The 15,558-nt window shown below is 31.9% G+C and carries 20 protein-coding genes; 6 read left to right on the forward strand and 14 right to left on the reverse strand.

Going from position 1 to position 15,558, the window contains the following annotated elements:
* Positions 1–173: 173 nt before the first annotated feature.
* Together thiM and thiE are read left to right on the forward strand one after the other, a co-directional pair.
* A complete protein-coding gene (thiM, locus tag ACMC9J_RS02880; protein ID WP_427003518.1) occupies positions 174–1,037 on the forward strand; it encodes a hydroxyethylthiazole kinase in 864 nt (287 codons plus the stop codon).
* Entirely contained in the window at positions 1,034–1,663 is a 630-nt protein-coding gene (gene thiE, locus ACMC9J_RS02885) for a thiamine phosphate synthase (RefSeq protein WP_427003519.1), read from the forward strand. Before thiM ends, thiE begins: the two co-directional genes overlap by 4 nt.
* Here the strand turns inward: thiE and ACMC9J_RS02890 are convergent.
* The gene (locus tag ACMC9J_RS02890; RefSeq protein ID WP_019267868.1) at positions 1,660–2,892 is read right to left on the reverse strand and encodes a phosphoglycerate kinase; all 1,233 of its coding nucleotides are present in this window, start codon (positions 2,890–2,892) and stop codon (positions 1,660–1,662) included. The genes thiE and ACMC9J_RS02890 overlap by 4 nt on opposite strands.
* A gap of 47 nt (positions 2,893–2,939) precedes the next feature.
* Positions 2,940–3,608, reverse strand: a complete 669-nt coding sequence (tpiA, locus tag ACMC9J_RS02895) for a triose-phosphate isomerase (protein ID WP_019264814.1) — start codon at positions 3,606–3,608, stop codon at positions 2,940–2,942.
* Between the two features lie 129 nt (positions 3,609–3,737).
* Between tpiA and ACMC9J_RS02900 the strand changes: the two genes are divergently transcribed.
* Positions 3,738–4,076: a hypothetical protein gene (locus ACMC9J_RS02900; RefSeq protein ID WP_019266647.1), complete on the forward strand. Its 339-nt coding sequence runs from the start codon at positions 3,738–3,740 to the stop codon at positions 4,074–4,076.
* A 21-nt stretch (positions 4,077–4,097) separates the two neighbouring features.
* Here ACMC9J_RS02900 and ACMC9J_RS02905 read toward each other — a convergent pair whose 3' ends face one another.
* Positions 4,098–4,256, reverse strand: a complete 159-nt coding sequence (locus ACMC9J_RS02905; RefSeq protein ID WP_427003520.1) for a hypothetical protein — start codon at positions 4,254–4,256, stop codon at positions 4,098–4,100.
* A 197-nt stretch (positions 4,257–4,453) separates the two neighbouring features.
* Complete coding sequence (locus ACMC9J_RS02910; RefSeq protein ID WP_427003521.1) at positions 4,454–4,717, reverse strand: type IV pilin; 264 nt, start codon at positions 4,715–4,717, stop codon at positions 4,454–4,456.
* Between the two features lie 153 nt (positions 4,718–4,870).
* Here ACMC9J_RS02910 and twy1 point away from each other — a divergent pair, with 153 nt between their 5' ends.
* Entirely contained in the window at positions 4,871–5,785 is a 915-nt protein-coding gene (twy1, locus tag ACMC9J_RS02915; RefSeq protein WP_427003522.1) for a 4-demethylwyosine synthase TYW1, read from the forward strand.
* On the opposite strand, the gene ACMC9J_RS02920 is transcribed toward twy1, so the two are convergent.
* The 6 genes from ACMC9J_RS02920 to ACMC9J_RS02945 are packed head-to-tail and all read right to left on the reverse strand — an operon-like array spanning position 5,760 to position 10,324.
* The gene (locus ACMC9J_RS02920; RefSeq protein WP_304129877.1) at positions 5,760–6,422 is read right to left on the reverse strand and encodes a flavodoxin family protein; all 663 of its coding nucleotides are present in this window, start codon (positions 6,420–6,422) and stop codon (positions 5,760–5,762) included. The genes twy1 and ACMC9J_RS02920 overlap by 26 nt on opposite strands.
* Positions 6,419–7,534: an ADP-forming succinate--CoA ligase subunit beta gene (sucC, locus tag ACMC9J_RS02925; RefSeq protein ID WP_019266650.1), complete on the reverse strand. Its 1,116-nt coding sequence runs from the start codon at positions 7,532–7,534 to the stop codon at positions 6,419–6,421. The genes ACMC9J_RS02920 and sucC overlap by 4 nt, the downstream gene beginning before the upstream one ends.
* Positions 7,535–7,546: 12 nt before the next feature.
* On the reverse strand, positions 7,547–8,089 hold the full coding sequence (locus ACMC9J_RS02930; RefSeq protein WP_250415803.1) for a 2-oxoacid:ferredoxin oxidoreductase subunit gamma: 543 nt from the start codon (positions 8,087–8,089) through the stop codon (positions 7,547–7,549).
* A gap of 13 nt (positions 8,090–8,102) precedes the next feature.
* Complete coding sequence (locus ACMC9J_RS02935) at positions 8,103–8,975, reverse strand: 2-oxoacid:ferredoxin oxidoreductase subunit beta (RefSeq protein ID WP_019264821.1); 873 nt, start codon at positions 8,973–8,975, stop codon at positions 8,103–8,105.
* The gene (locus ACMC9J_RS02940; protein ID WP_427003523.1) at positions 8,976–10,103 is read right to left on the reverse strand and encodes a 2-oxoacid:acceptor oxidoreductase subunit alpha; all 1,128 of its coding nucleotides are present in this window, start codon (positions 10,101–10,103) and stop codon (positions 8,976–8,978) included.
* Between the two features lie 11 nt (positions 10,104–10,114).
* On the reverse strand, positions 10,115–10,324 hold the full coding sequence (locus ACMC9J_RS02945; RefSeq protein ID WP_019264823.1) for a 4Fe-4S binding protein: 210 nt from the start codon (positions 10,322–10,324) through the stop codon (positions 10,115–10,117).
* A 242-nt stretch (positions 10,325–10,566) separates the two neighbouring features.
* Here ACMC9J_RS02945 and ACMC9J_RS02950 point away from each other — a divergent pair, with 242 nt between their 5' ends.
* Positions 10,567–11,058, forward strand: a complete 492-nt coding sequence (locus ACMC9J_RS02950; RefSeq protein WP_019264824.1) for a fumarate hydratase C-terminal domain-containing protein — start codon at positions 10,567–10,569, stop codon at positions 11,056–11,058.
* Between the two features lie 8 nt (positions 11,059–11,066).
* Here the strand turns inward: ACMC9J_RS02950 and ACMC9J_RS02955 are convergent, their stop codons facing one another.
* Positions 11,067–11,798, reverse strand: a complete 732-nt coding sequence (locus ACMC9J_RS02955) for a peptidylprolyl isomerase (RefSeq protein ID WP_427003524.1) — start codon at positions 11,796–11,798, stop codon at positions 11,067–11,069.
* 166 nt (positions 11,799–11,964) lie between these two features.
* On the opposite strand from ACMC9J_RS02955, the gene ACMC9J_RS02960 reads away from it, so the two are divergent.
* Complete coding sequence (locus ACMC9J_RS02960) at positions 11,965–13,059, forward strand: DUF763 domain-containing protein (protein WP_304147550.1); 1,095 nt, start codon at positions 11,965–11,967, stop codon at positions 13,057–13,059.
* 2 nt (positions 13,060–13,061) lie between these two features.
* On the opposite strand, the gene ACMC9J_RS02965 is transcribed toward ACMC9J_RS02960, so the two are convergent.
* The 3 genes from ACMC9J_RS02965 to ACMC9J_RS02975 are packed head-to-tail and all read right to left on the reverse strand — an operon-like array spanning position 13,062 to position 15,491.
* A complete protein-coding gene (locus ACMC9J_RS02965) occupies positions 13,062–13,604 on the reverse strand; it encodes a tRNA methyltransferase (RefSeq protein ID WP_019267875.1) in 543 nt (180 codons plus the stop codon).
* Positions 13,605–13,610: 6 nt separating this feature from the next.
* A complete protein-coding gene (gene cobS, locus ACMC9J_RS02970) occupies positions 13,611–14,384 on the reverse strand; it encodes an adenosylcobinamide-GDP ribazoletransferase (RefSeq protein ID WP_427003525.1) in 774 nt (257 codons plus the stop codon).
* 6 nt (positions 14,385–14,390) lie between these two features.
* The gene (locus tag ACMC9J_RS02975) at positions 14,391–15,491 is read right to left on the reverse strand and encodes a phosphatidylglycerophosphatase A (RefSeq protein ID WP_019264829.1); all 1,101 of its coding nucleotides are present in this window, start codon (positions 15,489–15,491) and stop codon (positions 14,391–14,393) included.
* Positions 15,492–15,558: the final 67 nt, after the last annotated feature.

Below are 15,558 nucleotides of genomic sequence, written 5' to 3' on the forward strand. Positions count from 1 at the left end.
TAAACTTATTTAAATACTTTTCTAATACTCAAAAAATAATGAAATTAAACAATGAACTTTTAAAAATAATGATAACTGTTCAATAAAAAACAAAAAATACTCCCTAAATTAAACTTAATTCAAAAAATACACACATTAAATATTATATACTAAAAGTTTTATAATTATAAATCATGATAAATAAAGAAGAATTACTTCAAAAAATACCAAAATTATTAGATGAATTAAAAAACAAAAATCCATTAACTCACTGCATAACTAATTTTGTAACTGTAAATGATTGTGCAAATGCAGTATTGGCTATTGGTGCTTCTCCAATTATGTCTGAAGATATTGAAGAAGTAGCTGAAGTTGTCTCAATATCTGATGCTTTAGTAATAAATATTGGAAAATTAAGTCATGAACAAGTTGAAGCTATGAAAGTTAGTTCTGCTCAAGCAAATAAAATAAACACCCCAGTTATTCTTGATCCAGTTGGAGTAGGAATAAGTCAATTAAGAAATAAAGTAACATTAGAACTTATTGAAAATTATAAATTAACAGCTATTAGAGGAAATATAACTGAAATAAAAACAATAGCCAAATTAACTGGAATAATTTCCGAATCAAATACTGCAAAAGGCGTAGATGTATCTGAAAGTGATATTATAACTAAAGACAACTTAAATGAAAATGCTAAAATCATTTCTAAACTTGCAGCTAACTTGGATACAGTAATATTAGCCAGTGGCCCAATAGACATTTTATCTGATGGTGAAACTACAATAGCTATTGACAATGGTGATGAAATGATGCCTCAAATTACAGGCAGTGGCTGTATGCTGTCATCTATTGTAGGAAGTTGTATTGGAGCTACTAATCCTCTTGAAGGAACATTACTTGCAGCATTATTAATGACAATAGCCGGTGAAAAAGCAAGAGCTAAAGTAGACAATGAAAATGCAGGAACAGGAAGCTTTAGAGCTTATTTAATAGACTATTTATATAAATTAGATGGTCAAACTTTAATTAACAAAAGCAACATTGAGATATTATGAACAGCCTGAACTTATCACTTTATCTTGTAACCAACAACAGTGAAGATGAAGAAAAATTTTTAAATATTATAGAAGAATCATTAAAAGGTGGAGTCAGTGTAGTTCAACTTAGAGAAAAAAAAGCTGAAACATTAGACTTCTATAATTTGGCTTTGAAAGTTAAGGAAATTACACAAAAATATAATGTGCCTCTAATAATCAATGACAGAATTGATATTGCTCTAGCTATTGATGCTGAGGGCGTACACATCGGACAAAGTGATATGCCTACACAGATAGCAAGATTACTGATTGGCAAAGATAAAATCTTAGGAGTATCTGCTGCAAATATTAAAGAAGCTAAAAAAGCTCAGAGGGACAGTGCAGATTACATAGGTGTTGGTGCAGTTTATCCGACAAATACAAAAGACGATGCGACATCAGTATCTAAAAAAGAGTTAAAAGAAATAGTAAAATCTGTTGATATTCCTGCTGTAGCTATTGGAGGAATCACTCAGGAAAATGCACATGAATTAAATGACTGTGGAATTGATGGAATATCTGTTGTCAGCGCCATCATGAATTCTCAAAATCCAAAAACAGCTAGTGAAAATTTATTAAAAGAATTTAAAGCGAAAAATAGTTAATTTTTACTATTTTTTGCTGAATCCCTTAATGCCTGAACAGCAGCCAGTTTTTTACCTGCAAGCATGCTGATGCAAGCTCCACCTCCGCTGCTTAAATGACTCATTTGGTCTTCATAACCTAAAGCTGAAGTAGCTGCAGCAATATGGCCACCACCAATCAGTGTAAATGCATTTGATTTAGCCATAGCATTAATTAAATCTTCAGTTCCCATTGCAAATTTAGGATCTTCAAATACTCCTGCAGGACCATTTGCAAATACTGTTTTAGAATCACGGATTATTTTTGCATAATAACTAATTGTTTTTACACCAATATCAAAAATAGCTTCATTAGGAATATTATCACAATCAACATCTTTTCTTTCGCCATCTTTTTCAATAGCTACATCAATAGGATATTTTACTTTATTTCCAAATTTTTCAATAAGATTTCTGGCTTTTGAAACCATTGATTCATATCCTTTACTTATTATAAAATTCTTGTTTACTTCACAGATGTCTACACCTGCAGCCCAAAGAACAATGTTTCCTACAATACCTGTTGTTAAAATAGAATCTGCAGTACCGTTACTTAATACATTTTCCATAACATCTATTGAATCATCAGGTTTCATTCCGCCAAGCAGGAATACACAGGGATGTTCCACATTATCCAAAGCACTCTGAATTACAGTCAGTTCTTTTTCCATTACCCGGCCTGCAGCTGAAGGAGTGTTAACAGTAAAACCTACTAAAGATGCCTGAGATCTATGAGCTGCTGCAAATGCATCATTAACAAAATAATCAATTACCGGAGACAATTGCCTAACCAGTAATGTTTCTGCCTGAGCTTCAGCAGATCTGGATAAAGATTCTTCAGAAAAGAACCTTACATTTTCAAGTAAAAGAATTTCATGTGGTTTTAGTTGTTTAATAGCTTGTTTTGCAGATTTTGAAAAGATAGAATCTATATATTTCACTCTTAAATTCAAAAGATCAGATAATGCATCAGCATGCTGAGATAAATCTGTGAAATCTTTTTTACCTGGACGGCTTTGATGAGCAAGCAATACAACTTTAGCTCCTTTATTAGATAATTCTTTAATTGTTTTAGCATGCAATTTTAATCTTGTATCATCTAATATAATCCCAGAACTAGGATCAACTGGAGAGTTAATATCAATTCTAACTAACACAGTTTTATTTTCAACATCAAAGTCGTCAATTGTATTAAATTTATCAGCCATCATTTCACTCAAAATATTAAATATAAATAAATTTATAAAAATACAAGTTTTTATAATTTACTAACTAAATCCAATAAAGCTTTTTTAGGATTTTCAGCTTTAACAATTCCGGAAGCCAGTAAAACTCCATCTGCACCTAAATCCATTGCAGCTTTCATATCCTCTCCAGTAGATATTCCTGCACCACACAAGACTTTGATTTTTTTATTGATTGATTTGACTCCTTTAACAGAGTCTTCTACAACTTCTGGTTGTGCCTGAGATACTGGAATTCCACTACCAATAAGTTCTGGAGGTTCTACAGCTACTGCATCAGGATTAAAAGTAGCTATTGCTTTACTTGTTGCAATATTATTTGTACAGACACAGGATTCAATATTATGTTGCTTACACAATTGTATAACTTCATCAATATCAGCTAATTTCATCCTGTTTTCAGAATGGTTAATTAAACTACCGTTAATGCCTGCTTCAATTAAAGTTTCAATTAAATTAGAACCTGTATGTCCTCCAGGAGTAATTGGATCAATGTGCTGTGCAAAAATAGGTAAAGAAATTTGATCGTGAACCCTATAAATATCAGCTGCCTGTGGAGCTGCAACCATAGTGATACCTGATTCTTCTGAAGCACTTTTTAATGCACGAGCTAACTCCAATGCATTTTCCCCACTAGATTCTAAATAAGTTTTATAATTTAATATTACAATTGGCGTATTCATAAATAATTCCCCAAATCATTAATTTAATTAATATTTTTGATTTAAAATCATTTAAATTTAACCAAAATACTTTTAGATAATATCCATATATACACAAAATATATATCTTTCTAGATAAAATTAATATATATGAACAAAGCATCCAAACTTTGTATAATTTTAGTTATGATTATCTGCTTATTTGCCATTATAGCTTATGAATCAAAGACCTCAACTAAAGAGGATACTTTAAATTCAAGTTACGAATATCTGCCACCTACAACCAACATCAGCGACAGCTATCTAAACAGCAGCGAAGATAAAAAAGAAAATAACCACCATACCACAAATCCGATACATCACACCACAACCAGCTATTCTTATGACTACGATGATTCATATGATGATGCTGTAGGTGATGATTACTATTACGATGACGCATACTACGATGACAGGTACGCAGACAGCTGGGAATATGATGACGAATAGCAGCTCAAATTATTGAGACTGCTAAATAGTATGTCCGCTATATGTTCTCCCATCACCCCTATCTTCCCATACGTGTTTTCCATTATACATTATTCCATTATCCCCTCTTTCACCGAATCTCTCAAATAATTCGCCGTCAGACATTTCAGGATATTTGGCTTTTAATTGTTCACAGGACAAATGATCATCTTCATAATAATTACTTTGAGAAGAAGATGATTTTTGATTAGATGTATCTTTAAATCCATTATTTCCATCCTGAACTACATTAGCAATAACACTTACATTTTGAGTTACATTAGTACTTTTATAGTCCCTGTCCCCATCAAAAACACAACCAATAGAATAATTACCAATACCAGTTATATTAAAACTAATTAATCCATCCCATCAGTGATATATTCAAAATTAGATTTTGACCCGTTTTCATTAGTTAAAGTTACATTAACTGTTTTATTAGCTATTCCAAGACCATTTTCATCAGTTAACTTAACAGTACAATTATCCCCATCATATAAAGTTGCATTACTTGTAATTGTTAAAGATGATTCTTCCTGCGGATTTATAAAAACAAAAGCAGAAACAAAAGCTGCTAAAATTAGTATAACTGCACAAACAAGAACTAAAATTTTATTATTCATAATAAATAATATAAATAAAACAATTATTAAAACCTAACCATTCAACAATTTACTTTTTGATATGCGTGAATTAAAAATTTAGTCAACAAACAATAATATTAAATTAGTATAATGCTCTAAAATAAACTCATAGCATTAAGGATTTTTAAGATTATGTCATTAACTAGAACACAAGTAGAAAAATTAGAGTCAAGCGGATACAGATTTGTTGGTAGCCACAACCACGCAGCTGCTAAAATATGCCACTGGACCAAACAAAGTATTTTAGACAGAGGAGTCTGTTATAAAGAAAAATTTTACGGTATTGAAAGCCACAGATGTCTTCAGATGGCTCCTGCAGTACCTAACTGTCAGCAAAAATGTGAGTTTTGCTGGAGAGATTTGTCATATACCCAGACCCAATGGGAAGGGGAATACGATGATCCTAAAACTATAATTGATGAAGCCATTGAAGCTCAGAATAATTTACTTTGCGGTTTTTTTGGAAATGACAAAGCAAATAAAGAAAAATTAGAAGAATCCAAAACTCCTACAAATGCAGCTATTTCACTAGCTGGAGAACCAATGTTATATCCCGAAATTGATGAATTAATAGCTGAATTTAACCGCCGTAATTTCACAACTTTCGTTGTCAGCAATGGCCAGTGTGTTGATAAATTAAAAAACTTAGAAAATGAACCTTACCAGCTATATCTTTCCTTAGATGCTCCTACTAAGAAAATATATAATGAGGTTTGCCAACCTCAAATTAGTGAAGGATGGGATAATTTAAACCAGTCACTTGATACACTAGCTAGTTTTAACTCCCGCACATGTATAAGAACAACATGCGTTAAAGGAAGAAACATGATTAATCCTGAAAAATACGGAGAATTAATTAAAAAATCAAATCCTGATTTTGTAGAAATAAAAGCTTACATGTGTGTCGGATCATCAAGATACAGATTAACCCCTGACAATATGCCAACATTTGATGAAGTTAAAAGTTTTGCCCAAAAAATAGGAGAAAATTGTGGTAAAAAAATAGTTAACGAATCTGAAGTCAGTCGTGTTGTTTTGCTCCAATAGCTATTTTTTCTCCTAATTTAAATGCATTTTCCAAATCAATTGGAAACTGTGTTTTACGTGTTTTTAATTTTTCATCTTCAGTAAAAAGTTCCATTTTATACTTGGAATAATCAAACTGATAGGTGTCGTAAGAATAAAGATGAATAGGCTTTGTAAACATTTTTTCCAAAACAAATTCATTTTTATCGAATAAATCATGGTAGCCCAATTGTCTTGCAGTTTCCTCATCAAGATTCATAGTGTAAATACAACCAATAGCCATCTTTTTTGGAGCTAAGCTAGTCATATCCTCATCATAAACAAAGAATGGAAAGATAAAACGCTCTAAAAAGCACCTCATTACTCCACTTACATCGCCAAAGTAAACTGGAGATCCCAGTATTACACCATCTGCCTGAACAATTTTTTCCAGAATCGGTTTGAAGTCATCTTTATAAACACATTTTCCATAATGACGACCATTAATCTTTTTACATGCAAAACAGCTTTTACAACCATTAAAAGGAATATCATATAAATTAACTGATTCAATTTCTGCATCACTGCAAACTGAGTGTATTCCTTCCAAAGCTTTTTCTAAAAGCTGAGCAGTATTTCCATCTTTTCTATGACTACCATTTATAGCAAAAAATTTCATTCTTCAGCCTTAATTTTATTACAAAGCTCAACAGCTTTTTTAGCTGCTTTTTCCATTGAAATTTCATATGGAATTCCTGCTTCTTCAAGTATTCTTTGACCTTCCTCTTCATTAGTACCTGTTAACCTAATTACAATTGATACTAAGCTTTTAGATTCTCTAATAGCATCAACAACACCATGAGCAACATCATCTGCTTTAGTAATTCCTCCTAAAACATTTAAAAACACTACTTTAACCGGTTCATAATTTAATACTATGTTAAGGGATTTTTTAATACTTTCTTCTGAAGCTCCCCCACCAATATCTAAGAAAGTAGCTGGCTCTCCACCGTGGAATTTAATCATGTCCATACCAGTTAATGTTAAACCTGCACCATTACCAATAACTGCAATATCTCCATCTAATTTAACAAAATCGACTGCTTTTTTCTTATAACGTGCAAGTTTTACTAATTCCGGATGTCTGTACAATGAATCATTTTCCACAACGAATTTTGCATCAGCAGCTATTAATCCTTCATCAGTCAATACTAATGGATTGATTTCGGCGGTTTCTGCATCATATTTCTCAAATAATTTATATAATTTGTATATTACATCACCCATTTGAGATATTAAATTTGATGGAACGCCCATTTTACGAGCTATTTCACGAGCTTCATATGGTAAAAATTCAATTAAAGGATTTGGATGATATTTAATTATCTTTTCAGGGTTTGTTTTAGCTAAATTTTCAATTTCAACCCCACCTTCATTACTTACCATAATAACCGGTCTTTTATTGGCTCTGTCAATGGATATGCTTAAGAAAAATTCTTTAATAATATTTGCTTTTTTCTCAATTAAAAGCTGATGTACTCTTTCGCCATTAATTGTAGTGCCAATCAATGAATCAGCAACTTTATATGCTTCACCAGGGTTATCTGCAAATTTAATACCACCTGCTTTACCTCTACCACCAACTAATACCTGAGATTTTATTGCAACAGGCACTCCCATGTCTGATGCAATAGAAGTTGCTTCTTCAGCAGAATTAGCAACATGTCCTTCCAAAATTGGAATTCCTTCCTCATTAAAAATTCTTTTTGCCATATATTCGAAAAATTTCATTATAACACCTAATTAGAAATTATATCCTGCTTCAAAAGCAGCTATGTTTTTATCTTCAGTTCCTGCAGGAACACTAGCTTTAATTGATTCGATAGCTGCATCTTTAGATATAACTTCTGTAATTTTTGTAATAGCTCCAACCATAACAATATTGGCCACAATTTTAAGACCAATATCATCCATTGCTGTTTTGGTTGCCGGAGCATTATAAACTTTAATATTATGTTCATCAATAAAATCCTGAACATCTTCAATAGTTGTTGTTCCAGGATCAACAATTAAAACCCCATTATCCTTCAAATCAACAATATATTTAAGTAATGCTTCATGAGACATTGCTACTAAAATATCCGGACTTTGAACTTTAGGATAATCAATTTTTTTATCACTAATAACAACTTCACATTTAGAAGCTCCCCCACGAGCTTCAGGACCGTAAGACTGAGTTTGAACTGCTTCATTTTTATCAAAAAGACAAGCAGCTTTTCCTAAAATAATTCCTGCAAGAATTACTCCTTGTCCTCCAAACCCACCTATTCTCAATTCTTTTCTCATATTATCCTCCAGTTTATAAATCTGTTTCATATGCAGAATCAACAAGAGTTCTGCCACCTGATTTGTCTTCGCTTAATTTTTCAATATTTTCACAAAATTCAGGTCTTGATTTGTTAGCAAATTCACCAGTGACAATTTTCCCAATTAATTCATCATCACTCATACCTTCAGCATCTTCTTTTGACAAAGTATTTATTTTCATAGTTACTGCCATAGCTGTTGGGGTTCTAAGTTTGTTTTTACGACCATAATAAGTTGGACATTGAGAAACAACTTCAACAAATGAAAATCCAGGATTTTTTAAAGCTGTTTTAATAGAATCTACCAATTCATCAACTTGAACAGTTGTCCATCTTGCAACATAAGTTGCACCAGCTGCTGCAACAAGTTCGGCTAATTTAAACGGATAATCACCATTTCCATAAGGTGCAGTTGTTCCAAAACTGCCTTTTGGAGAAGTAGGGCTAATCTGACCACCAGTCATTCCATAGATATTGTTGTTAATACAGATAACAGTTAAATTAATGTTTCTTCTAGCTGCATGGATTAAATGGTTACCTCCAATAGAAGCAGCATCACCGTCTCCAGTAAATACAACAACATCCAAATCAGAGTTAGACACTTTTAAACCAGTTGCAAAACTAAGTGCCCTTCCATGAGTTGTGTGCAATGAATCACATTTAACATAACCTGGAATCCTTGAAGAACATCCAATACCTGAAACCATAGCTATATTATCAAAATCCATTTCAGCTTCTTCCATTCCCTTGAAAAAAGCATTCATAATACTACCATTTCCACAACCTGGACAAAAGATATGAGGAAGCCTGTCTTCCCTCATATAAGGAATAAATTTGTTTCCATTGGGATCTTTTTCGATTGACATTTAGTTTCCTCCGATTTCTTTAATTTTTGATAAAATTTCTTCAGGAGTTGGCAATAATCCTCCAATAACACCTAAAAGATGAGTATTAGCTGTAGCATTAACTGCTCTGTCTACTTCATAATACATTTGACCTAAATTCATTTCAACAACTAAAACATCACTTGCATTTTTAGTTAACTGTTTTATCTGTTCATCAGGGAAAGGCCATGGAGTATCAATTTTAATATAACCTACTTTTTTGCCGTTAGCTCTAGCTTCTTTAGTAGCAGTTATAACAGACCTGACCGGAGCACCATAAGATACAATAACAATGTCAGCATCTTCACAATTTTCACTTTGAACAGAACAAATTTTATCTTTATTTTTTAACACTTTATTGCATAAACGTTTAACAAGAGTTTGATGAGTTTCCGGAGAGTTGGTGTCTGGATAACCTCTTTCATCATGAGTTAAACCTGTTACATGTATATTGAATCCTGCTCCAAAAGAAGGCATTGGATTGATACCATCGACATTTTCAAATGGTAAAAAGTCATCTTTATCTTCAGGCATTTCCCTGGAAATAACTTCAATATCATCTTCAACAACAATTTTTTCCCTCATGTGCCCAATAACTTCATCAGCTAAAACAAATACAGGAGTTCTGTACTGTTCAGCTAAATTAAAAGCTTTTATAGTGAAATCAAAAAATTCCTGAACACTTGATGGAGATAAAGCTATCGGCTCATAATCACCGTGAGATCCCCAACGGGCCTGCATCATGTCTGCCTGAGCAGCCATTGTTGGCTGACCAGTAGACGGAGAACCTCTTTGAACATTAACAATAACAATCGGAGTCTCTGAAATAAATGCATAACCTATATTTTCTTGCATTAAAGAAATACCCGGTCCGGAAGTAGCAGTCATTGATTTGGATCCTCCCCATGAACCTCCAATAATAGCACCTGCTGATGCAATTTCATCTTCCATTTGAACAAAAGCTCCCCCAACTTTCGGAAGTTCACGAGCTAAAGTTTCAGCTACTTCAGTAGATGGGGTAATAGGATAACCTGCAAAAAATCTGCAACCTGCCTTCAATGCACCTTTTGCACATGCTTCATTTCCTTGAATAAAAAATTCTTCTGACATGATAAATCCTCCTATTTACCCTCTAAATCATTTACTGTGATAGCTTGATCAGGGCAAGCTATTTCACATTTACCACATTTATCACACCTATCTCCAAAATTAACATACGGCAATTGTACGCTTTTTTTATTAGGTTCAGAAGATATTGCGTAAACATTCTGTGGACACATATATAGACAAAGGTGACACCCTTTGCATAAATTTTCGTCAATAATAATCATTCACAATCTCCTAAAAAATTATAATAAATTAAAATAGATTATGTATTATATATGTTTTAATACATTTAAAAAGTTTATTATAAATCATGATAATTTATAGGAAAATAAAAAATAAAGTAGAAACTAAAAATAAATTGATAATTAAACAAACAAGTGTTAATTAAGAAATTTTAAAGTAAATTTTGAACAAAGACAAAATTTAAGACTATTAAATTGTTTAAAATTATAAAATTGTGAGAAATATGAAAAAAATAAAAACACCAACAAATGACGAAGAAATAAATAAACTTCAAATAGGAGATAAAATTTCAATATCTGGAGTAATATATGCCGGAAGAGATGCTGCACTGCCACAACTTGCAGAGCTAATAAAAAAAGAAAAGTCCCCTATCGATACAAATGGGATAGCTATAATGCACACTGCAGTTAGTGATGCAGGAATAGCTCCAACAACAAGTAATAAAGAAGAAATAGAATCTACAATTCCTTTTTTAAGTGAAAATGGTGTTAAAATCCATATTGGTAAAGGAATGTTAAATGATGAAACTAAAAAAGCATTAAATAAAAATAATTCTATTTTTGTAATAACTCCACCAGTAGCTGCACTGCTTACAAGTAATGTTTTAGAAAAAAAGTGTGTTGCTTTTGAAAATGAAGGCATTGAAGCATTATATGAATTAAAAGTAGAAAATATTCCCGGAATAATAGCTATTGCCCATGGAAAAAGTATTTAGAAGAAGAATTATTCTTCTGCTTCTTCTTCATCTTCTTCTTGTTTTTTCTCAAAGGAATCAACAAAGTTGACTTTTTCAAAGTCCATGTTTTCCCAGATGTCTTTAGCTATTCTGAATCTAGCGAAAGTTACATCCATATAGGATTTTTGATCAAATTTAGTAACATCATCTAAAGTTATATTTACAACATCACCGTCAATATCAATTACAGTATTGTCAATATCCATATTAGAAGCTGCATAATGTAACTCAATCATACTTTTAATTTTGTCTTCGTCATTGTCAATGATTTCAGTAACATCAACATCAAAAATTAAATCTTTACCTGCTAATTCATGGTTGAAGTCCACTTTTACTCTTCCGCCGTTAACAGTTAAGATTTTACCAGTGCTTCCTTCAGAAGTAATTTTCATACCAGGTACAGGAGTCATACCTTGTCTTTTGAATTCTTTCATTGGGATTAATTGGATTAATTGTTTGTTTCTAGGTCCAAAAGCATTTTCACTATCAATTTCAATAGTTTTAGAATCTCCTTCTTCTAATCCAACAATAGCTTCTTCAATAGCTGGTAATAAATGATTTCCACCTACAACAATTGGAATAGGTTTGTATTCTTTGTTTTCATCAAATAAATCTGCTTCTTTAGCTACATCTTCAAAAGTAGTATCAAATATTTCATCGTTTTCTTTAATTTTTCCAGTAAAATTTAATCTTACAAAATCTCCGTTATTAATAGCCATAATAAACGCTCCTAAATAAATTTTAATATGTAAACTATGTTAACATTATAACATCTATTAAATTTATAAATAATACTTTATTAATGTTTTCATAAACCTATCAGTATTAGTTAACAAATGCTCTTATAAAACTTATTTAATACACTTAAAATTAAAAATATAAATCATGCAAAGAAAAGGAGCTGTCAATTTACCACTTCATGGAGGTCATCCGCCAAAATGGCTGTTTTCAAGAATGGTTAAACTGTCCGGTGCAATTACAGAAGTTATTCTTGATGAATACGGACCTCATGAATTTTTAAATAGAATATCCAATCCATATTGGTTTCAGTCATTTTCCTGTGTATTAGGATTTGATTGGCATTCATCAGGAACAACTACAACAACTCTCGGAGCTCTGAAACAATCTATTAAACCCGAAGAACATGGATTGTATCTTAGCGGAGGTAAAGGAGCAAAATCCCGTAAAACTCCTGAAGGAATACAAAGAGCTGGAGATATATTCAATTTAAAAACAAAAACTGTTGAAGATATGGTAAAGGGAAGTAAATTATCTGCTAAAGTAGATAACTCCTGTATTCAAGACGGATACACCTTATACCAACATAATTTCTTCATTACAGAAAAAGGAGATTGGGCTGTTGTTCAGCAAGGCTTAAACACCAAAAACAAATATGCCCGACGTTATCATTGGATGAGTGATACTGCAATTGATTTTTTAGAAGATCCCCACAGTGCAATTTCCTGTGATGTTAAAAATCCTGAATCTTTAAATATGACAGATAAAAAAAGTAAAGAAGCTCAAAAGATTAGTGTTGATTTAATTAATGATAATCCTGAACATTTACGTAGCTATTTTAAACGAAAGGATAATCAGATGCTATTAACAGATTTTACAATGCCTTCACATCATCCAGTTCTGGATATGGACATTTCGGATAAAGAATTTGAAGTTCTTAAAAATGCCTGGGAAATTCAGCCTGAAAACTATGAAGAATTAGTTTTGCTTAAAGGAATTGGCCCTAAAAAAATAAGGGCATTAGCTTTAATTTCAGATTTGGTTTTTGGAGAAAGTGCAAGCTGGGAAGATCCTGTAAAATACAGCTTTACTCATGGAGGTAAAGACGGATTTCCATACCCTGTTGATAAAGAAGTTTATGATAATTCAATAAATACAATGAGAGATGCTATCGATCAAGCTAAATTAAAAAAAGATGAGAAAATGAAAGCCATCAAGAGATTAGATGACTTTATTAGTTAATATTATCTGTTTTCATCATGAATATTGACATTTTTACCATGTGCTGTCGGAATAACTTCAAATACAGGATTTTCAAATTCCAAATCAAATTCCTTACCGTCCATCAGCAAATGCTGGAAAACAGCAAGAGATGAAACTTCAGAGTGAGGCTGTGTAGTTACTGAAACATTCCAATCTGCACTTTTATATACTTTTCCAGGAACTTTAGCTCCACCAACAACGATTAAAATGTCAGCACCAGATTCCTGAACCTCTCCAACAATTTCATGAGCCTGAGAGCCGTACATGGTTAAATGAACTACTTTTCCACCATTGTCTTTCCATTTATTAATAACACTCATATAGTTTTTAGCATATTCAATTTCAAAATTTCCTCCCCACCTATCAGCAGTGTCCCTAACATTTTCCATAAGTTTATGGTCTTCTTCACCACTTAAATAGATTTTACTAGCTCCAAAAGCTCTAGAAGTTAAACATACATGAGTTGTTATACGTGTATCCCTTCCAATTCTATGATCCAATCTTAAAACATTTACATTCATCATATCACTTCATAAAAAGAACAAAGCTACTGACATAAACAACAATGCCATTAACCTTCCAACTTCATTAGACATTCCTAAAACATCACCATTAGCTATAATAAAATTACGTTTAGCAATAAATGCTATTAAAGCTCCTGCAACAACAGCTCCAACTAAACCTATAATTCCAATAATATCTCCAACCAAATATGCAATAACAGCTACAATAACTGTAGAAAGTATATAATTGAATATATTAGTTGAATAAATAAAATAACATCCAATACCATTATTTGAAGGAGTTGAAAGTAATGATGTTGTTAAAAGTGAAGATTTAGCCACCATTTCACAAATAATTATTCCAGCTATACATTCATAATCCAAGACACTATAAATTCCCGCAATTGTTAAAACAGCTACTAAAAATAAAGTTGCAACTCCACCAGCACCTACTGATGAATCTTTCATAACACTTATTTTTCTTTGAGGGTCACCTTGAACCATAACACCATCTGCCATGTCCATTACACCATCTAAATGATTATATCCTGTTATCAACATTAAAAATGCATAAATAATTACTGATGTGAAAAATGGATTTAAATGTAATACATCTGCACAAATTATACCGCAAACAGCTGCTAAAATACCAACAATCAAATGAATAAAAGGCCAACACCAAACTAACCTTGTCATGTATTCTATTGAAGTATACTGCTTAACTGGAATAATCGTTGAAAAAGATAAAAGCCCTAAAAGAGATTTAATCGGTGAAAATCTCTCATCATTATTATTTTCCATATTTATTTACTCCTCAAAAATTTTTGACATACATCCTGCAATTAATCCTGCAAATATGTCATCGACCATAGGTCCTAAACCACCAATAATCCCAGGTTTTGCTTCATCATAGCGTTTAAAGTTAAATGTTGCTTTAGTTCCAGCAATCTGATTAGAAATAGCTAATCCCAACACTTCATCTGTGTAGAGATATGCCGGATCATCACTTACATCAACTTCCCTTATTCTTCCGCCAGTAAAATCATCTTCAGTTCTAATAGCTGCCATCAATAAAGCAATAACATTAATATCACATAAGGATTTTAGGATTTGTGCTTCAAGCTTTTCTGAAATTTCTTCAGTAACTTCCACACCTGCAACAAGTGCCAGACCTGCTTCCACTAAATCTCCCAATAAAATACCTTCCGATACAAAGTAATCCAATATTCCAAAGGACAATCCGAGTTTTTCTATCGCATCTTCACAGCTAATTATGACTGCTTCTTCAATTGATGTTGCAAGCTCTTCAAAAACAAACTGATCATCTTCATAATCGTTATTTACAATATCTACACTATCTTCATCAATTAAACTGGTTTGAGCCACATTAGCAAGTACAGCTAAAAAATCATTTTTGTTTAAAATATTTTCTATATGTCTAGGTAAACAAAGACTGCGTAAAAACTCTGCTTTAGCTTTAACAACAGTTTTATAAATTTTTAATAACATTCCTGGAGATAAAGTTTTATCAATATATAAAACATGATTTATATCAATTCTAGCATCAACAAAACCCTTAGGAGAATTAGCTACTTTAAGATTTTCAGTGAAATCTTCAATAACCACATCATTAGCCATAAAAGTGAATAATGTTAAATCCCCATAAGTATTTGAAAAATAATCAATTGAATCAACTGCCTGTGCAATATATGAACCTTCAGAGTGATTGAAAGCTTCTGCTTTTTTAGCAGTTTTCTCAAAATCATTTTTACTTTTTAAAATATTGACATTTTCAACAATGTCAATACCATCACTAACAGTAAAGTCACTAAATGCTAGAAAATAATCGGAATTGTTAATACATATTCCATAATCTTTAGTGATAATGTTCAAATTAGTATTTTCCATGATTTAACCTGTTATTATTTATATGTAGTATATGGTATATAGTAATTCTTAATATAAATTTTTTAAT

Source organism: Methanobrevibacter intestini, assembly GCF_047402955.1.
In the GTDB taxonomy this organism is placed as follows: Archaea; Methanobacteriota; Methanobacteria; order Methanobacteriales; family Methanobacteriaceae; genus Methanocatella; species Methanocatella intestini.

Bases quoted from the DNA above. Each gene is read 5' to 3' on its own strand.
- thiM (WP_427003518.1), top strand. From the start codon at position 174: ATGATAAATAAAGAAGAATTACTTCAAAAAATACCAAAATTATTAGAT.
- thiE (WP_427003519.1), top strand. From the start codon at position 1,034: ATGAACAGCCTGAACTTATCACTTTATCTTGTAACCAACAACAGTGAA.
- ACMC9J_RS02890 (WP_019267868.1), bottom strand. From the start codon at position 2,892: ATGATGGCTGATAAATTTAATACAATTGACGACTTTGATGTTGAAAAT.
- tpiA (WP_019264814.1), bottom strand. From the start codon at position 3,608: ATGAATACGCCAATTGTAATATTAAATTATAAAACTTATTTAGAATCT.
- ACMC9J_RS02900 (WP_019266647.1), top strand. From the start codon at position 3,738: ATGAACAAAGCATCCAAACTTTGTATAATTTTAGTTATGATTATCTGC.
- ACMC9J_RS02910 (WP_427003521.1), bottom strand. From the start codon at position 4,717: ATGAATAATAAAATTTTAGTTCTTGTTTGTGCAGTTATACTAATTTTA.
- twy1 (WP_427003522.1), top strand. From the start codon at position 4,871: ATGTCATTAACTAGAACACAAGTAGAAAAATTAGAGTCAAGCGGATAC.
- ACMC9J_RS02920 (WP_304129877.1), bottom strand. From the start codon at position 6,422: ATGAAATTTTTTGCTATAAATGGTAGTCATAGAAAAGATGGAAATACT.
- sucC (WP_019266650.1), bottom strand. From the start codon at position 7,534: ATGAAATTTTTCGAATATATGGCAAAAAGAATTTTTAATGAGGAAGGA.
- ACMC9J_RS02930 (WP_250415803.1), bottom strand. From the start codon at position 8,089: ATGAGAAAAGAATTGAGAATAGGTGGGTTTGGAGGACAAGGAGTAATT.
- ACMC9J_RS02935 (WP_019264821.1), bottom strand. From the start codon at position 8,975: ATGTCAATCGAAAAAGATCCCAATGGAAACAAATTTATTCCTTATATG.
- ACMC9J_RS02940 (WP_427003523.1), bottom strand. From the start codon at position 10,103: ATGTCAGAAGAATTTTTTATTCAAGGAAATGAAGCATGTGCAAAAGGT.
- ACMC9J_RS02945 (WP_019264823.1), bottom strand. From the start codon at position 10,324: ATGATTATTATTGACGAAAATTTATGCAAAGGGTGTCACCTTTGTCTA.
- ACMC9J_RS02950 (WP_019264824.1), top strand. From the start codon at position 10,567: ATGAAAAAAATAAAAACACCAACAAATGACGAAGAAATAAATAAACTT.
- ACMC9J_RS02955 (WP_427003524.1), bottom strand. From the start codon at position 11,798: ATGGCTATTAATAACGGAGATTTTGTAAGATTAAATTTTACTGGAAAA.
- ACMC9J_RS02960 (WP_304147550.1), top strand. From the start codon at position 11,965: ATGCAAAGAAAAGGAGCTGTCAATTTACCACTTCATGGAGGTCATCCG.
- ACMC9J_RS02965 (WP_019267875.1), bottom strand. From the start codon at position 13,604: ATGATGAATGTAAATGTTTTAAGATTGGATCATAGAATTGGAAGGGAT.
- cobS (WP_427003525.1), bottom strand. From the start codon at position 14,384: ATGGAAAATAATAATGATGAGAGATTTTCACCGATTAAATCTCTTTTA.
- ACMC9J_RS02975 (WP_019264829.1), bottom strand. From the start codon at position 15,491: ATGGAAAATACTAATTTGAACATTATCACTAAAGATTATGGAATATGT.